The sequence below is a fragment of the uncultured Veillonella sp. genome (genome assembly GCF_963534045.1).
GTDB lineage: Bacteria > Bacillota > Negativicutes > Veillonellales > Veillonellaceae > Veillonella.
On sequence record NZ_CAUSQT010000002.1, the window covers coordinates 57,490 to 80,118 of the forward strand.

Annotated in this window: 18 protein-coding genes; 12 read left to right on the top strand and 6 right to left on the bottom strand. The window is 41.1% G+C overall.

The window, feature by feature from the left end; all coding sequences use genetic code 11:
- The first annotated feature begins 11 nt into the window (after nucleotides 1–11).
- From ileS to RYP29_RS00945, 5 genes are all read left to right on the top strand, one after another.
- Complete coding sequence (ileS, locus tag RYP29_RS00925) at nucleotides 12–2,846, top strand: isoleucine--tRNA ligase (protein ID WP_311531607.1); 2,835 nt, start codon at nucleotides 12–14, stop codon at nucleotides 2,844–2,846.
- Between the two features lie 802 nt (nucleotides 2,847–3,648).
- Nucleotides 3,649–4,776 carry an inverse autotransporter beta domain-containing protein gene (locus RYP29_RS00930; RefSeq protein WP_311531609.1) on the top strand — a complete coding sequence of 376 codons (1,128 nt, stop codon included), beginning with the start codon at nucleotides 3,649–3,651 and terminating at the stop codon, nucleotides 4,774–4,776.
- 24 nt (nucleotides 4,777–4,800) lie between these two features.
- Nucleotides 4,801–6,081, top strand: coding sequence for an inverse autotransporter beta domain-containing protein (locus tag RYP29_RS00935; protein ID WP_311531610.1), 1,281 nt, complete (start codon nucleotides 4,801–4,803; stop codon nucleotides 6,079–6,081).
- A 62-nt stretch (nucleotides 6,082–6,143) separates the two neighbouring features.
- Nucleotides 6,144–7,394, top strand: coding sequence for an inverse autotransporter beta domain-containing protein (locus RYP29_RS00940; protein WP_311531612.1), 1,251 nt, complete (start codon nucleotides 6,144–6,146; stop codon nucleotides 7,392–7,394).
- Between the two features lie 80 nt (nucleotides 7,395–7,474).
- The gene (locus RYP29_RS00945) at nucleotides 7,475–8,581 is read left to right on the top strand and encodes an inverse autotransporter beta domain-containing protein (protein ID WP_311531614.1); all 1,107 of its coding nucleotides are present in this window, start codon (nucleotides 7,475–7,477) and stop codon (nucleotides 8,579–8,581) included.
- A 75-nt stretch (nucleotides 8,582–8,656) separates the two neighbouring features.
- On the opposite strand, the gene RYP29_RS00950 is transcribed toward RYP29_RS00945, so the two are convergent.
- On the bottom strand, nucleotides 8,657–11,026 hold the full coding sequence (locus RYP29_RS00950; protein ID WP_311531616.1) for a sel1 repeat family protein: 2,370 nt from the start codon (nucleotides 11,024–11,026) through the stop codon (nucleotides 8,657–8,659).
- A 420-nt stretch (nucleotides 11,027–11,446) separates the two neighbouring features.
- Entirely contained in the window at nucleotides 11,447–12,229 is a 783-nt protein-coding gene (locus RYP29_RS00955; RefSeq protein ID WP_137660390.1) for a basic amino acid ABC transporter substrate-binding protein, read from the bottom strand.
- Nucleotides 12,230–12,400: 171 nt separating this feature from the next.
- Between RYP29_RS00955 and RYP29_RS00960 the strand changes: the two genes are divergently transcribed.
- Complete coding sequence (locus RYP29_RS00960) at nucleotides 12,401–13,582, top strand: amidohydrolase (protein ID WP_311531619.1); 1,182 nt, start codon at nucleotides 12,401–12,403, stop codon at nucleotides 13,580–13,582.
- Here RYP29_RS00960 and RYP29_RS00965 read toward each other — a convergent pair.
- Nucleotides 13,575–13,901 carry a hypothetical protein gene (locus RYP29_RS00965; protein WP_311531621.1) on the bottom strand — a complete coding sequence of 109 codons (327 nt, stop codon included), beginning with the start codon at nucleotides 13,899–13,901 and terminating at the stop codon, nucleotides 13,575–13,577. The two genes, RYP29_RS00960 and RYP29_RS00965, sit on opposite strands and share 8 nt — an antisense overlap.
- A 95-nt stretch (nucleotides 13,902–13,996) precedes the next feature.
- Between RYP29_RS00965 and RYP29_RS00970 the strand changes: the two genes are divergently transcribed.
- From RYP29_RS00970 to RYP29_RS00995, 6 genes are all read left to right on the top strand, one after another.
- Nucleotides 13,997–14,941, top strand: coding sequence for a Cof-type HAD-IIB family hydrolase (locus RYP29_RS00970; protein WP_311531624.1), 945 nt, complete (start codon nucleotides 13,997–13,999; stop codon nucleotides 14,939–14,941).
- Nucleotides 14,942–15,001: 60 nt separating this feature from the next.
- Nucleotides 15,002–15,193, top strand: coding sequence for a 4Fe-4S binding protein (locus RYP29_RS00975; protein WP_005384339.1), 192 nt, complete (start codon nucleotides 15,002–15,004; stop codon nucleotides 15,191–15,193).
- 174 nt (nucleotides 15,194–15,367) lie between these two features.
- Nucleotides 15,368–16,903 carry a glutamine-hydrolyzing GMP synthase gene (gene guaA, locus RYP29_RS00980; RefSeq protein ID WP_005381404.1) on the top strand — a complete coding sequence of 512 codons (1,536 nt, stop codon included), beginning with the start codon at nucleotides 15,368–15,370 and terminating at the stop codon, nucleotides 16,901–16,903.
- Nucleotides 16,904–17,129: 226 nt separating this feature from the next.
- Complete coding sequence (locus RYP29_RS00985; protein ID WP_311531627.1) at nucleotides 17,130–18,572, top strand: NERD domain-containing protein; 1,443 nt, start codon at nucleotides 17,130–17,132, stop codon at nucleotides 18,570–18,572.
- Between the two features lie 366 nt (nucleotides 18,573–18,938).
- The gene (locus RYP29_RS00990; RefSeq protein WP_311531628.1) at nucleotides 18,939–19,313 is read left to right on the top strand and encodes a hypothetical protein; all 375 of its coding nucleotides are present in this window, start codon (nucleotides 18,939–18,941) and stop codon (nucleotides 19,311–19,313) included.
- A gap of 45 nt (nucleotides 19,314–19,358) precedes the next feature.
- The gene (locus RYP29_RS00995) at nucleotides 19,359–19,841 is read left to right on the top strand and encodes a GNAT family N-acetyltransferase (RefSeq protein WP_311531629.1); all 483 of its coding nucleotides are present in this window, start codon (nucleotides 19,359–19,361) and stop codon (nucleotides 19,839–19,841) included.
- A 93-nt stretch (nucleotides 19,842–19,934) separates the two neighbouring features.
- On the opposite strand, the gene RYP29_RS01000 is transcribed toward RYP29_RS00995, so the two are convergent.
- From RYP29_RS01000 to RYP29_RS01010, 3 genes are read right to left on the bottom strand one after another with little or no spacing between them, the layout of a single operon-like run.
- The gene (locus RYP29_RS01000; protein WP_314985502.1) at nucleotides 19,935–21,035 is read right to left on the bottom strand and encodes a metal ABC transporter permease; all 1,101 of its coding nucleotides are present in this window, start codon (nucleotides 21,033–21,035) and stop codon (nucleotides 19,935–19,937) included.
- Nucleotides 21,032–21,895 carry a metal ABC transporter permease gene (locus RYP29_RS01005; RefSeq protein WP_311531633.1) on the bottom strand — a complete coding sequence of 288 codons (864 nt, stop codon included), beginning with the start codon at nucleotides 21,893–21,895 and terminating at the stop codon, nucleotides 21,032–21,034. Before RYP29_RS01005 ends, RYP29_RS01000 begins: the two co-directional genes overlap by 4 nt.
- Nucleotides 21,892–22,623 (bottom strand): metal ABC transporter ATP-binding protein, encoded by a 732-nt coding sequence (locus RYP29_RS01010; RefSeq protein ID WP_311531634.1) that lies wholly within the window; start codon nucleotides 22,621–22,623, stop codon nucleotides 21,892–21,894. Before RYP29_RS01010 ends, RYP29_RS01005 begins: the two co-directional genes overlap by 4 nt.
- Nucleotides 22,624–22,629: the final 6 nt, after the last annotated feature.

Here is a 22,629-nt window from a genome sequence, read left to right on the forward strand (position 1 = left end):
AGGAGCACATCATGGATTACGGTAAGACGTTACATTTGCCTGAAACAGAATTCCCAATGCGCGGCAATTTGCCTAAGCGCGAACCAGAAATCTTAAAGTTCTGGGAAGACAACAAAATTTATCAAAAACGTTTGGAATTGCGTAAAGACGCAAAACCTTTCATTTTGCATGATGGCCCTCCATATGCGAACGGTAAATTGCATATCGGTCATGCCCTCAACAAAACGTTGAAGGACATCATCATGAAATACAAGACTATGACTGGTCACTATACACGTTACATCCCTGGTTGGGATACACATGGTTTGCCAATCGAGCATGCGGTTATTAAAAACACTGGTCTTAACCGTCATGAAATGGCGCCATTGGACTTGCGCAACAAATGTAAGGAATATGCATTGGAATGCGTAGAAACTCAAAAACAAGACTTCATTCGCTTTGGTGTATTAGGTGAATGGGATCGCCCTTATTTGACATTACGCCCTGAATTCGAAGTAAAACAACTTGGTATCTTTGGCGAAATGGCAAAACGCGGCCATATCTACAAAGGTCTTAAAACTGTATACTGGTGTACTCACTGCGAAACTGCATTGGCAGAAGCAGAAATCGAATACGCTGAGAAAAAATCCTTCTCTATCTACGTAAAATTCCCTTACGTATCCGAGAAAAAGGTAACATTGCCAGCTGGCGTAGATCCAAAACAAGCATACTCTGTTATCTGGACAACTACTCCTTGGACAATGCCTGCGAACGTAGCTATTTCCGTTAACCCTGACCTAGAATATGGCTGGGTAAAAGTAGGCGACGAATACTACTTGATGGCTACTGAACTCGTTGATGCGGCTATGAAAGATATCGGTATCGAAGACTATGAAATCGTAAATCGCTTCTCTGGCGCAGACTTAGAATTGGCTGAATTTAAACATCCATTCGTTGAACGTAATGCTACTGTATTGTGTGGCGACCATGTAACACTTGAAGCAGGTACTGGTTGCGTACATACAGCTCCTGCACACGGTGAAGACGACTTTAACATCGTTATGCGTTATAACAAGGAAGGCAAAACTGAACTTCCTATCGTATCCCTTGTAAATGAAACTGGTAACTACACTAAACAAGTGGACGACAACCGTTATGGTGATACTGAATTCCCATTGGCTGGTGTAGAAATTCACGATGCAGAAGTGCCTGTTATTAAAATCTTGGCGCACAACAATGCATTACTTCACAAATCTAGCTTGCGTCACCAATACGCTCACTGCTGGCGTTGTAAAAACCCGGTAATCTACCGTGCTACAGAACAATGGTTCTCTTCTGTAGATGGGTACCGTCAACAAGCGCTTGATGCTATTGATAACCAAGTACAATGGATTCCTAAATGGGGCCACGACCGCATCTTCAACATGGTTCGCGACCGTGGTGACTGGGTAATTTCCCGTCAACGTATTTGGGGCGTGCCAATTCCTATTTACTATTGTGAAAGCTGCGGCGAGCATATCATCAACGATGATACTATCAAAGCATTACAAGAAAAAGTAGCTGTAGAAGGCTCTGATGCTTGGTGGGCTCACAGTGCAAAAGAATTGTTACCAGAAGGCTTCAAATGTCCTCATTGCGGTCATGATGAGTTCAAAAAAGAAACAGACATCATGGACGTATGGTTCGACTCTGGCTCCTCCTGGGCTGGCGTACTTGAAGTTAACGGCTTAGATGTACCATGTGCTATGTACCTTGAAGGTTCTGACCAACATCGTGGTTGGTTCAACTCTTCCTTGTTAACTGCAGTAGCAACAACTGGTAAAGCACCATACAACTCCGTATTGACTCATGGCTTCGTTGTGGACGGCGAAGGTCGCAAAATGTCTAAATCTGTAGGTAATACAGTGGCTCCTAGCGACATCATCGACGTATACGGCGCTGACGTTATGCGTTTGTGGGTATCCTCCGCGGATTACCAAGCAGACGTACGTTTGTCCAAAGACATCGTAAAACAATTATCTGAAGTATACCGTAAGATCCGCAACACATTCCGCTTCTTATTAGGCAACTTGGATGACTTCAATCCAAACACTGACAAAGTGGCTTACGCAGATATGTCCGAATTCGATAAATGGGCTTTGTTGCGCTTAGAAGAAGTACGTCAAAAGGTTACTGAAGCGTACGAAAACTATGAATTCCACATGTTGTACCATGCAATTCATAACTTCTGCACAGTAGACTTGAGCTCCATCTACCTTGATGTAATGAAAGATACTATGTATGCTGAAAGCAAAAATAACGTAGCACGTCGTTCTGCTCAAACAGCAATGTACGAAATCTTGAAAACATTGGTAGCTATGGTATCTCCTGTACTTTCATTTACAGCAGAAGAAGTTTGGAAATACATGCCTAAAGAAGATGGCATGCCTGAATCCGTTATGCTTCAAGATTGGCCACAAGGTCATCCTGAACACTTCAACCAAGAATTGGCTGATAAATGGAACCAATTGTTAGACTTGCGTACATCCGTACAAAAGGCATTGGAACTTGCTCGTCAAAACAAAACAATCGGTCACCCATTGGATGCATCCGTTACAGTATACGCTGAAGGTGCTGCATTCGACGCATTGAACGCTCTTGGTGAAGAAGGCTTAGCTAAACTCGTTATCGTATCTGAAGCTCACATCGTCAATGGCGCTGCACCAGCAGACGCTGTAAAAGACGAAGAAACAGGCGTTGCAACAGTAGTTGCTCCATCTGAACTTGAAAAATGTGAACGCTGCTGGATCCACCGCGATACAGTAGGCCAAGATAGCGAACACCCTACACTTTGCCACCGTTGTGCAGAAGTAGTGAAAGCACTATAATTCCACAATCGATTTAAATACAGTTGTCAAAATAGCCTCTTCAGAAGGCTCCATCGGCCGGGTCTGTTCCTTTGGAACAGGGCCAAAAGTCGCCTTCTAAAGGGGCTATTTTTCTGTATTTCATTCGATTTGTGGGATTATGGCACTAGGGGGAGAGATAGTCGCTTCTCGAAGGGGATATTTTTATTGGCATTAAAACTGTGTCGCTATTAGAGCCCTTTCGGAGGAGAGCAGCCAAAAGTCGCCTTCTAAAGGGGATATTTTGGTAGTTCACTTAAAAACTTTTTAGATTTATGAATTCATTGTATGCTACCATTCTCCTCAAACATATGATGATAATTGTTATCGTCCGATTTTCCTCATGAAAGCTTTATGTGTAAAAATCTACTCGTTTCATATTATAGTTAAAATACTCGTTTATGATATTTATAGTTAGTTTAGTAAATGAGTGTATGAGAAGGAGGAATATGCAATGGTAGTAACAATCATTAAAGCTGTTATGACTGCTCTTACTGGTTTGGTAAACGCATTATTGCCTTTATTTAAATAATAAAGTTCCCAAAACCCTCATAAACCCTCAAAGCTTGAGTATATATACTCAGCTTTGAGGGTTTTTTCTTTATGTATATTTGTCTGCATAATTAAATAAGAATACACGCATAAATTGAATTAAAAGGATATTTATTATTTATTTAAATATATGAGCTTTCGTTGACTACATCTAAATATATGCATATAATGAAAATGAAATAAGCATGAAAATAAGTATTTGTGAATTAATGTAAGAGGGAGAGTATTAGATATGAAATTAAATGTAATTATGAAAGCTATGGTTCTTGGAACCATAGCTTGTTCTATTAGTGCTACGGGCATTGCGGTAGATGTAGAGAATCAACATATACAATCTTCCTCTAATGAAGAACAAATGAGTAATATAGGAAAGCATGATGCAGTGAAATCTAACTGGATGGACCGTACGGATATTAAGTTAGGCACACAATCGAAACTGGGTAAGCAAGTATCTGTAGAAACATTGCAACCCTTAACTCACTATGATGAAAACTCCAAGTCCGTATTGTTTGTACAAGGCGGTGTCGGTAAAGGTGGGCAAGAGCATAAGGTTAATTATTTTGATGGTAGTGGTGGCATTTGGTATCCATACGACTCGGCTACAGGTACTGTGGAGACAAAGACTAAACCAGAACGACATGATGAGGCAAAATCTTTAGGTACTGTGGGTAATATTGGTTTAGGGTATCGTCAGCTCAGTAACCATGAACATGCTTATGTAGGTGTTAATGTATTTGCAGATCGCGCCTTCTCTGAGAATGCTAATCGAGTTAGTGGAGGCTTAGAATATGTGGCCGGACTTAACGAAGTTCGTGTTAATGTATATAGAGGTTTGGGAAATATAAAATCTCAATCTTATATGGTGGGAGTGCCTGAATCGCATCTTCCAATTCCTTTGAATGGAGGAACTGCTAATTACACGGTATATAAGTCTCAAAAAGTATTATCTGGTTATGATGTAAGTTATGCTCGTACCTTTAAGAATGCTCGCTGGGCTCGGGTGCACATAGGGGCTTATCACTGGAAGGGGCTCGGTATTTCATCCTATAGTGGAGGGACCTCTCCGATTTCGGATCTTAATAATAGTTCTGGTTGGCAAGTGGGTACTACATTACAAGTGACACCACATGTCTCACTAGATTTAGGGTATACATCAGATAATAATCATTCTAGTGGTGCCTATGGTTTTGTTAAATACACATTGGGTACATCTAAGTTTGCTTGGTATGGTGGTAAACATAGTGATGATACTATTACGAATGCTCGTGCTAGAATGTTAGACAAGGTAGACCGTAGTCCTATGACTATAGGCAAGTCGTATGAAGAGTATTGGGCTGTAGTACCTTGGGATATTTTGTAAAGGTTAGAGAGGAGAAAGTAAGACTTGAAAAGTAAGTTAGTATTTAGAGCCATGGTGTTAGGTGCTGTAGCATGTGTATTTAGTGCTACAGGTTTTGCAGCAGACGTACAAAATGGACATGGACAAGGTATTGCAGATTCTACTACAGAAGTGAATGGGGCTAAACATGAAGCTGTTCGTTCCAATTGGTTAGACCGCACGGATATTGCTGTAGGTGTACAGACCGGAGGTCAGTCCAAATTAGATAAAGGGCACTTTTTAACGGATGATTTGAATACCATTTATAATAAGAAATCTGATTACGGTAATCTAACGAAAGCTTATATAGAAACATTGCAGCCTATTTCTCATTATGATGAGAACAGTAGAAGTGTTCTATTTGTACAGGGGCGCATTGGACGTGGCGGTGAGAAAATAGCTTCAAAAGAGCTGCGGGGCTATCTTCTCCCTGAAACAGTAATCAATCGGCATGGGCAATCTAGTTACACTAAAATCAATACGGATGAAAAATCATCAGAAACATTAGGGATTATCGGTACTGTTGGTATTGGCTATCGACGCCTTAGTCGAAATGAACATGCTTATGTAGGTGTCAATGCATTCGTAGATCGAGCTTTTACAGACAATTACAATCGTATCAGCGGTGGAGTAGAGTATGTAAATGGACTCAACGAAGTATATGCTAATGTGTACAGGGGGCTTGGTAATAAGGAGCTTGTAAAAGGTGGTGGTGGTAATCCATATCCTAAACGCTTGTATCCTAATGGTTATCCAGAAGGGTTTAGTTTACCTGATAGTCCATACGGTGTTATTCCATCAGAGAATTATTATACCTATAAAGGCGGTAGAGCACTAGGCGGCTATGAAATCGGTTTCGCTAGATCCTTCAAGAATGCTCGTTGGGCTCGTGCTTATGTGAATGGATATCGCTGGAAGGGGCAGGGGTTTGGCCATAAACAATATTATAATTGGGGTCGTCCAGGCCATTGGTCTGTTCCATGGTTTTCTGTGCGAAATGCAAATCACTATAAGGGAATTAAAATCGGTGCTGAATTACAGTTAACGCCACATATATCCTTAGATATTGGGTATAACCATGCAAACAATATGTCGAAAGGCATGTATGGTACTGTGAAATATACATTAGGTACATCTAAATTTGCCTTCTGGGGTGGCAAGCATAGTGATGATACGATTACTACAGCTCGTTCTAAAATGCTAAATAAGGTACGTCGTCAAGACATGATTGTAGAATCCTTTGATGATATTGAATACGATTATTTAGCACCTATTGATCATCTATAATACCACTGTAGTTTAGATTATAGATATTAAATAAGACATGTAATAATAGGAGAGTAATTTTAATGAGCAAGACATTAATGATAAAAGCAATGGCTTTAGGTGTTGTAGTATGTGCGTTTAGTGCTACAGGTTTTGCAGCAGATGTACAAAATGGGTATGGGCAAGGTATAGCAGATTCTACTACAGAAGTGAATGGAGCTAAACATGAAGCTGTTCGTTCTAGCTGGATGGACCGTACAGATGTGGTAGTTGGCGTTGGTATGAAAGACTCGAGAGAAAAGGAAACCGAGCAATTCCATAACTTTACATCATTGGATAATCAGCCGATTACTGTAACTTCGAAAAGTTCAAAATCTACTGAAATCAATAAATTGTATATTGAGACATTACAACCTATAACCCATTATGATGAAAACGCTAAAAGCGTTGTCTTTGTACAAGGTCGCATTGGTCGTAGTGGAGAAAAGATTTCATCTTATAAATTAAATGATTATTGGGTTCCAGCCAGACCTGCAGGGACGTTTACGGTACATAACAGGCAAACAGATAAGGAAGAATCCTTAGGTATGAATGCAAATATTGGTATTGGTTATCGTCGCCTTAGTAAAGGTGAACATGCTTATGTAGGTGTTAATGCATTCTATGACCACGTGTTTAAAGGTGGTTATAAGCGCGTTAGTGGCGGTGTAGAATATGTGGCAGGCCTTAATGAAATCCATGCTAATCTGTACCGAAACTTGGGGACTGATGATAGAAAATATATAGGGCTCCATGGGCGAAGTATTGTGTTAGGTGATCCTACAGGATTGTATCCATACGGTAGAGATCCTGATACTAGTCTCTATGATTATGCTATAGTTGATTACGAAAATCATTGGATGTTATCAGAAAAGGTTGCGGCCAGTGGATTTGATGTAGGGTACTCACGGACCTTCAAAAATGCTCGCTGGGCTCGTGTCTATGCGGACTATTATAATTGGCGTGGTAGAGAGGCTGTAAGAGTAGGCTATGAAAAACTAAATAAGCGCGATGCTATCAAAGGTTTTAAAGTGGGTGCAGAATTTCATATTACACCACATCTTACTCTCGATGCAGGTTACAAAACAGCATCTCATCATTTGAGTGGTCCTTATGCAACCTTGAAATATACAATTGGTACATCTAAGTTTGCTTGGCGTGGTGGTAAACATAGTGAAAGTGCCATTACAACGGCTCGGTCTAAGATGCTTGATAAGGTACATCGCAGTGATATGGTTGTACAAGAAACTGTAGAAGAAGCTTATGATCATGGCGTTGTCGACGTAGGTTTATAATTTTTAACTAATTAAATTTACCTAGAAAATTGTAATTGGGTGTTGTAGCAATAATTATGTAAGTGAAGGATTATTTTTATATGTATTGTAAAACAAAGTTTAATATACGACTACTACTTTGTGTAGCAGCTTGTACGACGTGTTGGACTATTGCATTAGCGGATAGTGCTGATAGAGAAAATGCTACACCAGTGGATGCAGGTATTCATCAAAGTTGGGCTGATAGAACTGATGTCTCTGCGAAGTTTCAAACCAATCACAAGCCAATATATAGCATAGAGACCTTACAACCTATAGGTCATTATGATAACAACTCTAAGAGCGTAGTGTTTGTGCAAGGTAAAGTTAGTTCTCATGGCGGTGTAAGTCAAATTGCCAATGGATATGCGAATCATGCTACTCGTAATGCGGGCGGAATTGTATATGAATATGACTTTAATCAATCAGTACAATCTATAGGCACGACTGGTAGCGTAGGACTCGGCTATCGACGACTAAGTAGAGGAGAGCATAGCTACGTAGGTATTAATGCTTTTTATGACTATACTTTCAAAGAACATTATAAGCGTGCCAGTTTGGGTGTAGAATATGTAACTGGTGAGAATGAATTTTATGCTAATTTCTATAAACCATTAGGACATACGACATCATCTCATAGTTTGACTACACGTGACGAAATGATTCCTGCACCTTATAATGTGATGGATACAGACGTTAATGTTGGTGAAAGTCATGAAAAACGTATTGCCTCTGGATATGATATTGGATACGCACGAACTTTCAAAAATGCCCGTTATGTTCGAGCCTACATTGACCGTTATCATTGGAATCATATGAATGGTGAGATTAGAGATATAGAATGGTTTAGTGATGATATATATAATATTGCATTTCCTGTAAATAGTATCTTTAATAATGGCCTTAAGACAGGTGTTAATGTGAATGTGACCCCTCATATTTCTGTAGGTCTAGGCTATGATAAACCATTTGGTCATTCTGGCGAGTTTTATGTACAAACTATGTATACGCTTGGTAAATCTAAGTTTGCTCTCTTTGGTGGAAAGCATAGTGATGATAGCATGACTACTGCTCGTTCTAAAATGCTCGATAAGGTTGAACGTCAAGATATGCAAGCCCTCAATCTAAAGGGGGATTTTCAAGTTCATTACCCTCATGATCATTTATAATATATGTAGCCTGTTTTAGGTTATAACAAAGGAGCTAGTACGCTGTGTACTAGCTCCTTTTTGTATGTATTCTTGCTATTGCAAATCCTTAGGCACGCTGAGCGGTTTCCAGTTATCTAGCTCAGGAATGTCCAAGGTCGTAATGGTTCGTTGTATCCAGTAGTTCAAGGATACTTCGTTGCCAAAGTATTGTTCAAATAGGTATGTATTACCTGGGATGTCCTTTTGCTTACCATGTTCGTCAACGATGTGGCGCATCGATTCCTTGAGGTATAGTTGCACTCTAAATGGGGTAGACCGCTTGCCTTTAAATATGAAATAGGATGGCCCAATGAAATCGTGAGTACGAACGTTGATTTGCTCGTAGCGATTGCTCTTGAGGCCCTCCAAGGATGCTTGTATCATGGCGTTGGCATCGTCATATTCTTCGAGTAAGAATGGCTCTTGATCGACGTCGAGCACATAGTGCCATGTCGGTTTTTCCTCGTCTGTTTCGATGGCCCATGCATCTGAAAGCTCCGGTAAACGGTGGCTTTCATATAGATCATGCCACAAATTGTGGGTGTCCTCTGCATTGAGCAGCGATTTATAGATAATCTCATGCCCTTCAGCTGGGTCGTAGCCGTAGAACCGCACCTGATAGGTGTTGCGCGGCATACGTTTTGTCTCTAGCTTATAGATATTCCGCAATTTGTCCGGAATGGTTAGGAAATGATTGTAAAAGCTAAGCATCACCGTATCTTGTGTAGATAGGGCATGGTCGATAGTTTCTAGGTCATATAATGTGGTATCCCACTGAAAGCCATTCATGTTGACAGCTAATCGAGCCGCGTTGTGAGGCCACGTGGTAGGGGCCGGGCGCACGGTCGTAGAGGATTCAGTAATGCCCTCTTTATAATGCCAATGACCGTCTATCTTTTCGAAGGCTTCTAATCGTTCTGCCGCTTCGTCATCTACAGGAATATCCTTAATTTCTTCGCTGCGATTGGCGAGGTGTGACACGATATATTGATGGGAGCTTTTATAATAATGAACCGCACTGTCGAGGTCCGGTGTTCCCGTCACATATCCTTTTTCATAGGCATAGCCCAAGGCAACGCGTGTAAGTGCGCGGGTAATATCATAGAAGAGAACGCGGTCCTCCTCTTGAAGCGCCCGTTTCTCCTCCTCTAACACGCGAGTCAAGGACTGAACGGCAAATCGAATGTTCTTGGTCACACCGATGCCGTGAATGCGCATGTAACTGATATACGGCAAGGAGAACAGAAATCTATCCTTCGTCGCCGCCATATGCGTCAAATCGGCGATGAGCCCCCAGTCGAGAGGGAGGCCGCCAATGTGAAAGATATAGTTAAATGCAGCCTGCAACGCGGCATAACCGGCATCATTAAAGTCCTTTGTGGCCGCTCGTTGATATAGTTCAGTCGCCTTGATTGGATCGTACGGAATGGCTGCACGCAACGCAGGTTGCTCGTAAAAATGATAGTAATAGTCCGCAAGTTCTGCGATACATTCTGGTTGGCCTAGGTCAGCACCCTTTGTAAACCATGTGAAAGCCTCTGTAAATTCGCCCTTTTCGTGATGGTCGAGGCCCGTATAAAGCATCATGGTTGGGTTGCCTAATTCAGCGGCCCTACGTGCCACACGGCGTGCATTGTCATAATCGCCTTCGTCGATATAAATATTGCGCAAGTTCCCCTGGAACATGGCGAGCCCTTGATCGAGGGCTTTGTTAAACCAGTGTTTCGCATGCTCGCGGGATTTTGCTTGTAGCGTTTCTTCGTCTACCATGCCGCGCAAGGTAGCGATACCTTCGCGTAAACTTTTGCTGCGCGTCGCTTGTTGTAATCGTTGACTAAAGCTAGCCTTTTCCGGACCTAATAATTGTTTAGCTTGGTTAATAACGTGGTAATCGCCCCAGAAAAATACATTGCCTATAATATATTGACAGTATGCATCGTCTTGCTTTGCGTAATCATAGATGATGCGGAATGCATCATCAAAGGTCAACTGCATATCGCGCCTCACCGTAGGCGTAATCGACCCAGCAATGCGCAGTGCTTGTAATGTGCCAATCGGACTATTGTGGCGGATACTATCATGCAAACATTGATAGGTACGCATATTATCCTCTGGAAAACCCGACTCGGCCCACGTAAATCGCGGACCAGCGTACACGCGTGCCAATAGGGCATACGCATCGCCTAATTCACGTTCCTCAGGAGACAAAGCTTTATTGTAAACTTCCTCAGCATCCGATTCGCCCGTACTACCTTGCGATGTAGCCGTGTTGCGTAACTCATGCTGAATTGGCTTTGTTACATTCGATTGATTATTAACAATTGACTCTAACATGCGCAGACCCTCTTGAGCGGACTGCGGATCATAAGACATAAAAATTAAGTGGAAGACCCGTTGAAGGCGGTCTGTGAAATATTGAGCCATAGGCCCTCCTTTCGTTTTTATACAATACACTACTATTATATACCGCGGTAGGAAATGGTAGAAGAGGAAAAGAACCGATGGGCCCAAAAATCCTCCACCGGCCGGGTCTGATTCGCCCTACGGGCTCACAGGGCCAAAGTCGGATTTTGGGGCCCATCGGTTCTATCTCTCAACCCATAGCCGACACGCGGAATATAATAGTAGTGAAATTGGTAAAACCCGTTATTGCCAACCTAGCCGTTAGGAAGGAGGGCCTACGGCCTCTTTCTCCTACGTATAACGGAAAAATAATTTCTATTTACGATGATAGGATAGTAAAAAGAACCGGTTCTGAAAACGACTTCGGGCTCCGCGTAGCGCAGTAGCGTGTCGGCTTTCAGGACCGGTTCTTTTTTCTAAACGTATGATACGTAATAGAAATTATTTTTTGTTATAGTCACCAAACCATTTATCGTAAATTTTTTGGTATGTGCCGTCTTCTTTAAGTTCTTTAAGAGCTTTGTTAACAGCTTGTTGTAATTCTGTGTTGCCTTTTTTAACACCAAGTACTGTACCAGGTGCTTTTGTAGGTTCGCCTACGAGTTTAAGGTCTTTGTCAGCACCTTGTTTTAGGTAGTACATAGCAACTGCGTTGTCGATGATTGCGCCATCGATTGTACCAGCTTTCAATTCCATAAAGATATTGGCATTGGAGTCCATTTCTTTTACTGTTGTGTTAGGAATTTTTTTAGCCATGTCTGCAGGAACAGTACCGATTTGAACGCCTACAGTTTTGCCAGCGAGTTCGTCCATGTTATGGATAGACGTGTTGTCTTTACGAACAACTGTGATGAAACCGCCTTGGTCAAAGTAAACATCGGAGAAGTCCAATGCTTTTTCACGTTCAGGAGTAGCGTTGATACCGGCTGCGATCATGTCGATGTCGCCAGATTGAACTGCTGGAATCAAAGCGTCGAAGCCCATGGATTTGAATTCCATTTTTAGACCCAATTTTTTAGCGATTGCTTCGGACAAATCAACGTCGAAACCAACGTATTTATCGCCTTCAGTAAATTCGAATGGTGGGAATGTAGTTTCAGAACCTACACGTAACACACCAGCCTCTTGTGTCATTTTGCTTTTTTCACTGCCACAACCAGCCAATAAACCCATAGCAGCAACAGCTACGAGTGCGATGGCTGTTAATTTTTTGAATTTAAACATAGTATCCTCCTCAAACACGATACAAACATATTAATCTGTTTCTATTGTACGGAATTTTGAACCAATAGGCAATAACATTGTATAATTAAAGGTACGTAAACAAATTAAGTACACGAAATGTACCTTTTACTAAATAAGGTCGATTATTTATACACATATTTAGGAGGACCTATGTCTCTTACTGAACAATTTTCCAGTGTTTGTGAAAGCTTCGCCCAAGAGGCTTTCACCATTAATTATACATTGGCGAAGAATCCTGAACTGTCTAGTCATGAATTTAAATCTGTTAAGACAATCGGTGCTGTTCTTGAAAAGCACGGCATCCCTGTGACCTATGAGTTCTGCAATTTGCCAACGGCGTTTAAGGCGTCTGCTGTGAAAGTAGATCATCCTAAAGGACGTTTGGTGATTTTATGTGAGTACGATGCGTTGCCAGATGTGGGCCATGCGTGCGGACACTGTGCTAGTGGTTCTATGAGCACGTTGGCAGCCCTTGCATTACATAAGATGCAGCAAGATGGCGTAGCTTTCAACATGGATATCGACATCATCGGTACCCCTGATGAGGAAGCGATGGGCTGCAAGGTGGATATGTGTAATGCTGGCGTATTTAAGGACTATGATTTTGCCATTATGGTCCATCTCGATGGTGAAGAGACGCGTCCTAATTCACAGTTCTTGGCACTCGACTGTTTCCGCGCCAAGTACCATGGTAAATCAGCTCATGCAGCAGGTGAGCCGTGGAATGGAGTCAATGCGGTAAACGGCGTGCAACTTGCCATCCATGCCATGGATATGCTGCGCCAACAAGTGCGACCAGAGTCGCGCATAGGCACGTGGATCATTAACGGCGGTACCGCGTCCAACGTCATTCCTGCGACTGGCGAACTAGAAGTGACCGTTCGTCATACAGAACGGGAGTATTTGAACGGCTTATCCACGCAAATTAAAAAGATTTTTGAAGGTGCTGCCCTTTGTACTGGTACGACTGTAGACGTTGAGTTTTACGGGAATCCTTATGACGATATGAACCAAAACCATCGCGGCACACACCTCATCGAGGACGTGATGACCGATATGGGCCTTGATTTTGAACCAGGTCCAGCGGACCTTGGAGGCAGTTCCGATATCGGTAATGTTAGCTATCAATGTGCCGCATTCCATCCTAAATTGCGCTTGGCTGGCCCAGATAAGGTGTGCCATTCCAAAGAATTTGCGGATGCCATGCTCGAACCAACCATTGAACAAACAATTGTGGACGGTGCCAATATTATTGGCCGTACATTGTTGAACTTGGTTGAAAATCCAGATATTTTACAAGAGATTGTAGCCGAATTTAATGCAACTAAATAAAGTATTTTCTATATCTATCAGGATGGCTGTAATATCTTAGATAGAATTCATTGTCTCTTTCAGATTTACTGATAATAGATGATAATGGCACATTGCCATTTATAAAACTTTGAATTTTGGTAAAATAGGTTCCTACTTCAACATCGTGGTGATAGAGTGCCCATACCACGTTATTTCCAGCGATGACAGGAATGTATTTAAACTCAAGAAATTCAAATAAACCAGTTATAGTTATATCATCGGGTACGGTAAATTCTTCGCGATGATGACTCATATCATCGGCCGCACAAACGGCATCTCGATCGATTATTATACGCATATGATTTCACATCCTTTGAACCGATAATTCTATAAATTTATATGCTTATCCTTATTGTACATCAACTAAATTTATATTGTATTAAAGGAGGTTTCATGTCCTCATCTAAATCGTTAGACATTAAAAATTATATAGGCCTTACTGGTGATACACCAATTCGATTCATTGCATCCGACGTGGATGGCACATTGGTGAATGATGCGAAATCTGTGGACCCTGAGGTGGTGGCTGCTGTCCGCGCTGCTCGTGAAAGCGGTATCCGCGTGGCTATTGCGTCGGGCCGTGCGTGGCATGAGATGGACGATGTCATCGAGGCCATGCCGTGCTTGCGATACTTTGTGTGCACCAATGGCGCCTATGTCATGGATAAAGAAGAGCAAAAGGAACTCGTTCACATTACTCTTGATAAAACTCGCGCCGTAGATTTAGTGCGAAAACTAATGACCTACGGTGTGTTTGTAGAGGCTTATGTGAAAGCCGAGATTTTCGGTCAATATCCTGTTGTTGGTAATGAGATAGCGCAAGCAGAACATTTCTTTAGACCGAATATTAGACCTTTCATTTTAAAAACACGCACCATGGTGCCCGATTTAATAGCCCATTTAGAATCGTTACCAGAAGGACCGGAGAAAATCCAAATCTTTTACGGCGATGAGCGTATACGCGAACGCATCCTAGCTGATTTGCGGGATGAGTTCCAAGGTGCAGCTATAGATGGCAAAGGGCGCGAACGCTTTTATGATGTTCTTGAATCGAGTGAAGGCAATTTAGAATTTGTGTTACCTCATACGACAAAAGGCACGGCTGTAGAGGCCTTGGCGAACCATTGGGGCTATACACCTGACGAGGTGATGACCATTGGCGACAGCGAAAATGATCTATCCATGATTCGATTTGCCAGTGCTAGCGTGGCTATGGGTAATGCACGAGACAATGTGAAAGCTGCCGCCCGTTATGCGACAACGGATAATAATCACTATGGCGTAGCTCGTGCACTATATTCTGCTATTGCACATAATCGTGAATTAGAAACTAAATAGAAATAAAATTTGATAGCGAGTTGATGATAATCCCCATAATTGATAGAGAGGTGATGTAGTATGGGCAATCTAAAATTTGATATAGACGATACCTGCGTTAAATGCGGTGCCTGTGCTGAGGATTGCCCTGTACAATGCATCACCGAAGGAACCACAAAATTTATTATTGGTAGCGGCTGCATAAGTTGTGGTGATTGTTATTCAATTTGTCCTGTTGGAGCCGTACAAATGCATAAGAAATCCGAACGTTAAAAAGTAATTCATAACTTTCATACGGAATATATGGAGTCCATATACTTCGTATGGTATAATAAAATGTAATGAAATTTAGCGTTTTGCTTGTTAAAACGCACCCCCAGTACAGGAATGTATGGACATTATAAATTGGTGAATATACTTTCACAAATAGATGCATACGGAGGAACTATGGAAAACAAGGAATTTGTTATTGTTGTCGATTTCGGCGGTCAATATAATCAGTTGATTGCACGCCGCGTTCGTGAAAATCATGTATACTGCGAAGTATATCCATACAACAAAGCATTAGAAAAAATTAAGGAATTGAAGCCACAAGGTATCATCTTCACTGGTGGTCCTAACAGTGTGTACGAAGAGAATTCCCCTAAAATTGAAAAGGAAATCTTTGAACTTGGCATTCCAGTTCTTGGCATGTGCTATGGTATGCAATTTATGGCGCATACATTGGGTGGCGAAGTTAAATCTGCTGATAACCGTGAGTTTGGTAAAACACCTACTAAAGTGGACACTACATCCCCATTGTTCAAAGGCTTGGACGAAGACCAAGTTGTTTGGATGTCCCACGTTGACTATGTAGCAAAAGTTCCTGAAGGGTTCGAAATTATTGCGCATACAAAAGACTGCCCTGTTGCATCTATGCAAAATAAAGAACGCAAATTATACGCTATGCAATATCATGCAGAAGTATTGCACACTGAACATGGTAAAGAAATGCTTCACAACTTCTTGTATGAAGTATGTGGTTTCACAGGCACATGGACAATGGCAAACTATGCAAAAACTGCTATTGAAGAAATCCGTAACACTGTAGGCGATGGGAAAGTATTGTTAGCATTGTCTGGCGGTGTAGATAGCTCCGTTGCAGCAGCTCTTATTTCTAAAGCTGTTGGTGACCAATTGACTTGTATCTTCGTTGACCATGGTTTAATGCGTAAGAACGAAGGCGACGAAGTTGAAGCAGCTTTCAAAGATTCTGGCATGCATTTCATCCGCGTCGATGCAGAAAAACGTTTCTTAGATAAATTGGCTGGTCTTGAAGATCCAGAAGCTAAACGTAAAGCTATCGGCGAAGAATTCATCCGCGTATTCGAAGATGAAGGCCGTAAAATCGGCTCCGTTGACTTCTTGGCGCAAGGTACCATCTACCCTGACGTTATCGAGTCCGGTACTGGCGAAGCAGAAGTTATCAAATCTCACCACAACGTAGGCGGCTTACCTGCAGTGGTAGACTTCAAAGGCCTTATTGAACCATTGCGCAACCTCTTCAAAGACGAAGTGCGTGAACTTGGTTCTGAATTAGGCTTGGCTGACTACCTCGTATGGCGTCAACCATTCCCAGGTCCTGGTCTTGCTATCCGTGTAATGGGCGAAATCACGAAAGACAAACTCGACATCTTGCGTGATGCGGACTACATCTTCCGTGACGAAATTGCAAAAGCTGGCCTTGATCGCAGCATCAACCAATACTTTGCAGTATTAACATCTACACGTACTGTAGGCGTTATGGGTGACTTCCGTACATACGATTACACATTGGCATTGCGTGGCGTAACAACAACAGACTTCATGACTGCTGACTGGGCACGCATCCCTTACGACGTATTGGACACAATCTCCCGTCGTATCGTAAACGAAGTACAACACATCAACCGTATCGTGTACGATATTACATCTAAACCACCTGCTACAATTGAGTGGGAATAAAATATCTTATAATAAAAGGCTATAAACTTGGGTTTATAGCCTTTTTGAAAATATAATAGAAAAAAATAAGTTATTTTGGAAGATTGTATCAGTAAGCGTTTTCTTCCATGTTTATGAAGTAATGTTTAAACACTAGAATCTCGAGTAGTGTTGATATACTTTATTGCTAAATTTTATTATACAACACTCTTATTAGTTTTTTATTATAAATAGTGAGTCGTGACATATGTATGATTTAAAGAAAATAATAGAAAAAGAAGGGCCCAAACTTTCAAGCGAGTTAATAGAGTTAATTGTAGAAAATGATAAGGTGAGCAAAGATACTGCACGTAAACGTTTATCTAGATTAAAGGACCCAATAAGTAAAATAAAAGGGTTGTTTTCAGATAATCAAATCTTTTTTTATCATAAAAAAATTTATAAAAAACCTGAATTTTATGATGCCTTAATTGAAGCATTTGAATTATCGGGTAAAAAATATTTTGCAATAATTAACTCTGTTCAATATCATTATGGTTTTATTAATAAAGATAGATTGGCAGCTTTTTCATTTAGTCCAATCAAGGATTTAAAGGGGCATAAGCGGATCGATACTATGATAAGAGAATTAATTGATTTAGAAGTGATTTGTGAAGATGGAACGAACTATAAGCTTAATTCTAAAATATGCTCAAAAGAAAATTATCAACATTCTAAATCATTAGAAATAGTTGAGGATTTTCTTATTAATCAATTTAATGATTGGGCTAGAGGTATAGGATTAACATCCTACGGCTCAGCAAAATATTATTACGAATTTGGAAAATTTTCATGGGCTTATGTATCGCCTTCATATGTATCAACACTTGTAAAATATAATAAAGGAAAGCTAGTCCCTGCATTTGTTGTAGCAGATTTTTTAATTGGTAATAAAAAGAATGAAGTTGATATTGATTTTTTCTTAAAGAAAATTGAAGTATTAAGAAGTATTACAACAATGCCCACATTTCTCCCTTTTTTTGTTACGGACTACTTAGATTTGAATATATTTAAAAAGTTAAAGGAAAGAGGGGTTATTATTGCATTAGTTGATAGGATGTTCGGTCGTGGTTATAAAGAATTAATAGAGGCTTTGATAAATTCTATTACTAATGCGGGCGCTATTTTGAAGAATGACCCTGAAGCCTATTTAAAGCTTATAGATTCAATAAATAAATTGGCTATTGGGAAAACTAACAATTTAAAAGGAGATCTGTTTGAGTTAGCGGTAGGATATTATCATGGTCAAAAATGTAAGGGCTTAAATGTTGGGAAAATTATTAATTTTCAAGGTGAACAGAGGGAAATCGATGTTTTAGCCGTATATGAGAGCAAGATTATAATTGCGGAATGCAAAGGATATAAAAGTAAAATAAGTAAAGAAGAAATAGAAAAATGGGTAAGTGAAAAAATAAATTTAATAAGGCAATGGCTAAATTCTATTGATGTTTATGCTCAGAAAGAGTTTGTTTTTGAACACTGGTCTACAGGTGGGTATACAGATGAAGCTATTGAATATATATGTAAATTACAACCTAAAAAATACAAATTAGACTTTATTGACTCTGAAAAAATGTTGGAAAAATCAAAAGAGATTGAATCAAAGAAGTTTAAACAAATATTGAAAGAATATTATATGACTGCATTATAAGATAGAGATTCTTGTATTAGTACGTTACAAATTTGCTTTGAATTTTTATTAAAAGATAATAATTTTTGTTTTGCGCTTAATACTACAAATAGAATATTAAAGAAAGGTTTTGTTAGTAAGTATGGAGATAAAACTTAGTGGGAAATGATAACGTTTATAGTTTTAAAATCTATTGATACTGTTTAGTAGGTTAAGTAGTTTATGTAGTTTATGTTAATAGGACTAGTTGAGTAATGATGAGTAGCTTGGGATTAACTTTATTGATGGTGAAGATGTTATCTTTGATAAGCTAATACAAGCCAATGCGTTGCAGTAAATGCAGGTATAGATTATTCTACTTTATAAGTTGGTACAGAGTTCCTTATCATGGAAGGCAGTACTATTGTTGGAGAGGGCCTTGTAAAAGAATTTTTCAACATGAACCAATGGGAGAAAATAATCATGGGCTATAAAAATGTATGTACTAACTGCCGAATCTCCTTATCGGAGGGTACGAATTATGAGTTATTTGATACAAATAAAACCTGTCCTATATGTAAAGGTAAAATGTACTTTGTAAATGAGAAGTTCAAAGCTCCTAAAAAATCTAATGATAAAGAGTGGAAAATCATAGAGTATTTGTTATTGAGTGGCTATGATTTTAGAAATCCTATTTATGGAACTGAGAGATATATGTATTTCGAGTTTCCAAAGAACTTACAAGAGGCTGAGGCATTCGTGCGTGAGATGAGAAAATTATAGTAATATTGAAAGTATCCTATATGAGAAAGGAATTAGTTGATTAATATGAATATACGAAAAGCCACTACTAATGATTTAGACATTGTTACAAATATAGAATCCACCTGTTTCCCACATGCCGAAGCAGCCCCTCGTGAAGCGTTTAAAGAGCGCCTTGCTCATTATGCAGACCATTTTCTTATAATTTTTGATGGTGATACACCTATTGGTTTTATCGATGGTTTTGTAACGGATGATGAAGTTTTAACAGATGAGATGTTCGCTGATGCTTCCTTACATAATCCCCATGGCGCATGGCAGATGATATTTGGCCTAAATACAATGCCAGCGTATCGCAATCGCGGTGTAGGGGGGCAGTTGATTGAGGCTTTCATAGAATTGGCCAAAGAAGAAAATCGAAAAGGCGTTATTTTAACATGTAAGGAAGAAAAGATTCATTATTACGCCAAGTTTGGCTTTGTAAATGAAGGCGAGTCTGTATCTGATCACGGCGGTGCTAAGTGGTATCAGATGCGTGTTGTATTCTAGCCATATAATTAAATATAAAAGAAGAAGCTGAAATCTTGCAGATTAGCATTGGTTTCAGCTTCTTTTTTGTTGGGAAAAGTATTGGTATTGTATTTAAATAATTTCTTTTACTTGCGCCACGCCTTTATCGGTCAGCATATAGTATCCATTTGTTACATACAACAAGCCTTGCTTCTTAAGGTGTGTTGCGGCTTGGTGTGTATAGTCTGGCTTCCAGTTCAAGTGTTCATGAATGGTACCGATACCATTTTCAATGGCCGCCACAGGTGTATTCATATGGGTATAGATGTGGCAGAGCATCATCGTTTCTCGATAGTGACGGCGCAAGTGGCGCTGGCGACGATAGGTGGCGATATAACCTGTCTTTGGCGTGCAAATAACGGCGATTAATAAGGCGAGACCTATGGTCGTTGCGATAGCGCCTGCAATGGATACGTCTAGGGTGAAAGCGACTTCTGTACCGATGACGGCACAGATAATGCCGATGATGATACTGCTAGTGAGCATGGCTTTCACAGAGTCTGTCCATAAATAAGCGATAACCGCAGGTCCGATCATGAGGCCGATAACGAGGATGGCACCTACCGCTTGGAAGGAGGCCACAACGGTAAGGGATACCAGGGTCATCAGCACGTAGTGGATGAGGGCAGGCATGAAGCCGAAAAGCCCTGCTAATAGTGGATCGAAGGTGGATAGTTGCAATTCCTTGTAGAAGAGCATAACTAATACGAGGTTGATGACCGCTACCCCAAGGGAAATCCATAGTGATACAGGACCTAAGTCGGTACCGTTTACAATCCATCTGTCGAATGGAGCGAACGCGATTTCCCCTAGAAGTGCCGTATCTACGTCAAGGTGTGCGTTACCGCTATAGAGACTGACGAGGATGATGGCGATGGAGAAGAGAAGGGGGAAGATGATACCAATGGACGCGTCTTCGTTGACGAGGCCCGTGTTATGAATCATCTCTGTAAGCCATACCGTTCCTACGCCGACTACGGTTGCCCCTACTAAAAGCAAGGGTGAATTTAAATCTTCCGTCACAAAGAAAGCGAGTACGATGCCGAGGAATACGGTGTGCGTAATGGCGTCGGCCATCATGGACATGCGGTGCAGCACGAGGAATACACCAGGGATAGCGCACGCGATGGATACTGCGATGGCGATGAGTAAAATCTCTGTATGTACTGTCATGGGGCACCTCTTTTCCGGAATTGCCACAAGATGCCTCTATTAGGTGCAAATATGAGGCTCAACAGTACGATAACCGACAGGATGACGATGATCGCAGGACCTGTAGGCAGTTTTTGTACTGTTGTACTCCAAATGGTACCGCCCATAGCAGATACCATGCCGAAACATCCAGCTAGTATACACATGGTACCTAGCTTGTTCGTCCACTGACGGGCCCCTACGGCCGGTGCAATGAGTAGAGAACTAATCAAGATAGCACCTACTGATTGAATGCCGATGATGATGGTCATGATCAATAGGGAACGATATAAAATGAGTGTAAAGGTGACGGGAATTTGCAAAGTTTTTGCGTATTCTACGTCGAAAGATATGAGCTTTAGCTCTTTCCAAAATAAGGCTGTTAAAACGATAATGATGAGTGCTGCCGCCGATGTAATGTACACATCGCGGGCTAATATGGTGGCGGCCTGTCCAAATATAAATTTTGAAAGCCCCGCCTGACCTGCATTGTTCAGACTTTGAAGGTAGGTGAGTAAAACCATACCAAGACCAAAGAAAGCAGATAGTATAGTAGCTAGAGCACCATCGAATTTGATTTTACTGTTTTCTACGGTGATGGTAATGAGCCACGCCGCAGTGATAGAGGACAGGGCGGCACCTATAATGAGTACCTCAATGTCTTTTATACCGGTCAGCAAGAATGCGATGACTACACCAGGCAGTGCCGCGTGGGAGAGGCCGTCACCGATGAGGCTTTCCTTGCGCAGTACAGCGAAGGTGCCTGCAATACCACTGGCAAGGCCCAAGAGAGCCGTGCCGAGCAATACCATCTGCGTCGTATAGGATTGGAGTATGGTCATACAATCCTCCCCTTGCCGTAGGTGCGCTCGATGGCCTCATCAGTAAAGGTCTCTGACACAGGTCCATAGGCAACAGTTTGCTTATTGACCATCGTTACCCAGTCGAAATATTGAGGCACTGTATTTAAATCGTGGTGTACGACGATGACTGTTTTGCCGCGCGCTTTCATTTCTTGTAAAAGAGAGATAATGGCGTGCTCCGTCGTTTTGTCGACGCCCTTGAAAGGCTCGTCCATGAGGTAAATATCTGCCTCTTGTACGAGGGCTCTCGCGAGGAATACACGCTGTTGTTGGCCACCTGAAAGTTGACGAATTTGTCTATTTACATAGTCGCTCATGCCCATTTTTTCAATCATGGAGAGGGCCAGCTCCTTATCCTTTTTACTTGGTCGTTTGAACCAACCTAGATGACCATAGCGGCCCATAAGTACGACATCTAATACGGTAGTAGGAAAGTCCCAGTCTACGCTACCGCTTTGAGGGACATAGGCGATTTTTTTGTAATCCTTTTTGTCCATCGCAAGGTGGTGGTCGATATAAAACTTAACACTACCTGAGATAACTGTTAATAGGCCTAACATGGCCTTTAATAATGTAGATTTACCAGCCCCATTAGGGCCGACGATAGCCGCTAAGGAACCGATGGGCACCTTCATATCTACGTCCCATAATACGGGTTTTGTCGTATAAGCTACGGTCATATCTTCAACTTCAACGGCCCATTCCATAGAGAC

Excerpts from the sequence above, each read along its gene's own strand:
- ileS (WP_311531607.1), top strand. The coding sequence starts at position 12 with ATGGATTACGGTAAGACGTTACATTTGCCTGAAACAGAATTCCCAATG.
- RYP29_RS00930 (WP_311531609.1), top strand. The coding sequence starts at position 3,649 with ATGAAATTAAATGTAATTATGAAAGCTATGGTTCTTGGAACCATAGCT.
- RYP29_RS00940 (WP_311531612.1), top strand. The coding sequence starts at position 6,144 with ATGAGCAAGACATTAATGATAAAAGCAATGGCTTTAGGTGTTGTAGTA.
- RYP29_RS00945 (WP_311531614.1), top strand. The coding sequence starts at position 7,475 with ATGTATTGTAAAACAAAGTTTAATATACGACTACTACTTTGTGTAGCA.
- RYP29_RS00950 (WP_311531616.1), bottom strand. The coding sequence starts at position 11,026 with ATGGCTCAATATTTCACAGACCGCCTTCAACGGGTCTTCCACTTAATT.
- RYP29_RS00955 (WP_137660390.1), bottom strand. The coding sequence starts at position 12,229 with ATGTTTAAATTCAAAAAATTAACAGCCATCGCACTCGTAGCTGTTGCT.
- RYP29_RS00960 (WP_311531619.1), top strand. The coding sequence starts at position 12,401 with ATGTCTCTTACTGAACAATTTTCCAGTGTTTGTGAAAGCTTCGCCCAA.
- RYP29_RS00965 (WP_311531621.1), bottom strand. The coding sequence starts at position 13,901 with ATGCGTATAATAATCGATCGAGATGCCGTTTGTGCGGCCGATGATATG.
- RYP29_RS00970 (WP_311531624.1), top strand. The coding sequence starts at position 13,997 with ATGTCCTCATCTAAATCGTTAGACATTAAAAATTATATAGGCCTTACT.
- RYP29_RS00975 (WP_005384339.1), top strand. The coding sequence starts at position 15,002 with ATGGGCAATCTAAAATTTGATATAGACGATACCTGCGTTAAATGCGGT.
- guaA (WP_005381404.1), top strand. The coding sequence starts at position 15,368 with ATGGAAAACAAGGAATTTGTTATTGTTGTCGATTTCGGCGGTCAATAT.
- RYP29_RS00985 (WP_311531627.1), top strand. The coding sequence starts at position 17,130 with ATGTATGATTTAAAGAAAATAATAGAAAAAGAAGGGCCCAAACTTTCA.
- RYP29_RS00990 (WP_311531628.1), top strand. The coding sequence starts at position 18,939 with ATGGAAGGCAGTACTATTGTTGGAGAGGGCCTTGTAAAAGAATTTTTC.
- RYP29_RS00995 (WP_311531629.1), top strand. The coding sequence starts at position 19,359 with ATGAATATACGAAAAGCCACTACTAATGATTTAGACATTGTTACAAAT.
- RYP29_RS01000 (WP_314985502.1), bottom strand. The coding sequence starts at position 21,035 with ATGACAGTACATACAGAGATTTTACTCATCGCCATCGCAGTATCCATC.
- RYP29_RS01005 (WP_311531633.1), bottom strand. The coding sequence starts at position 21,895 with ATGACCATACTCCAATCCTATACGACGCAGATGGTATTGCTCGGCACG.
- RYP29_RS01010 (WP_311531634.1), bottom strand. The coding sequence starts at position 22,623 with ATGGAATGGGCCGTTGAAGTTGAAGATATGACCGTAGCTTATACGACA.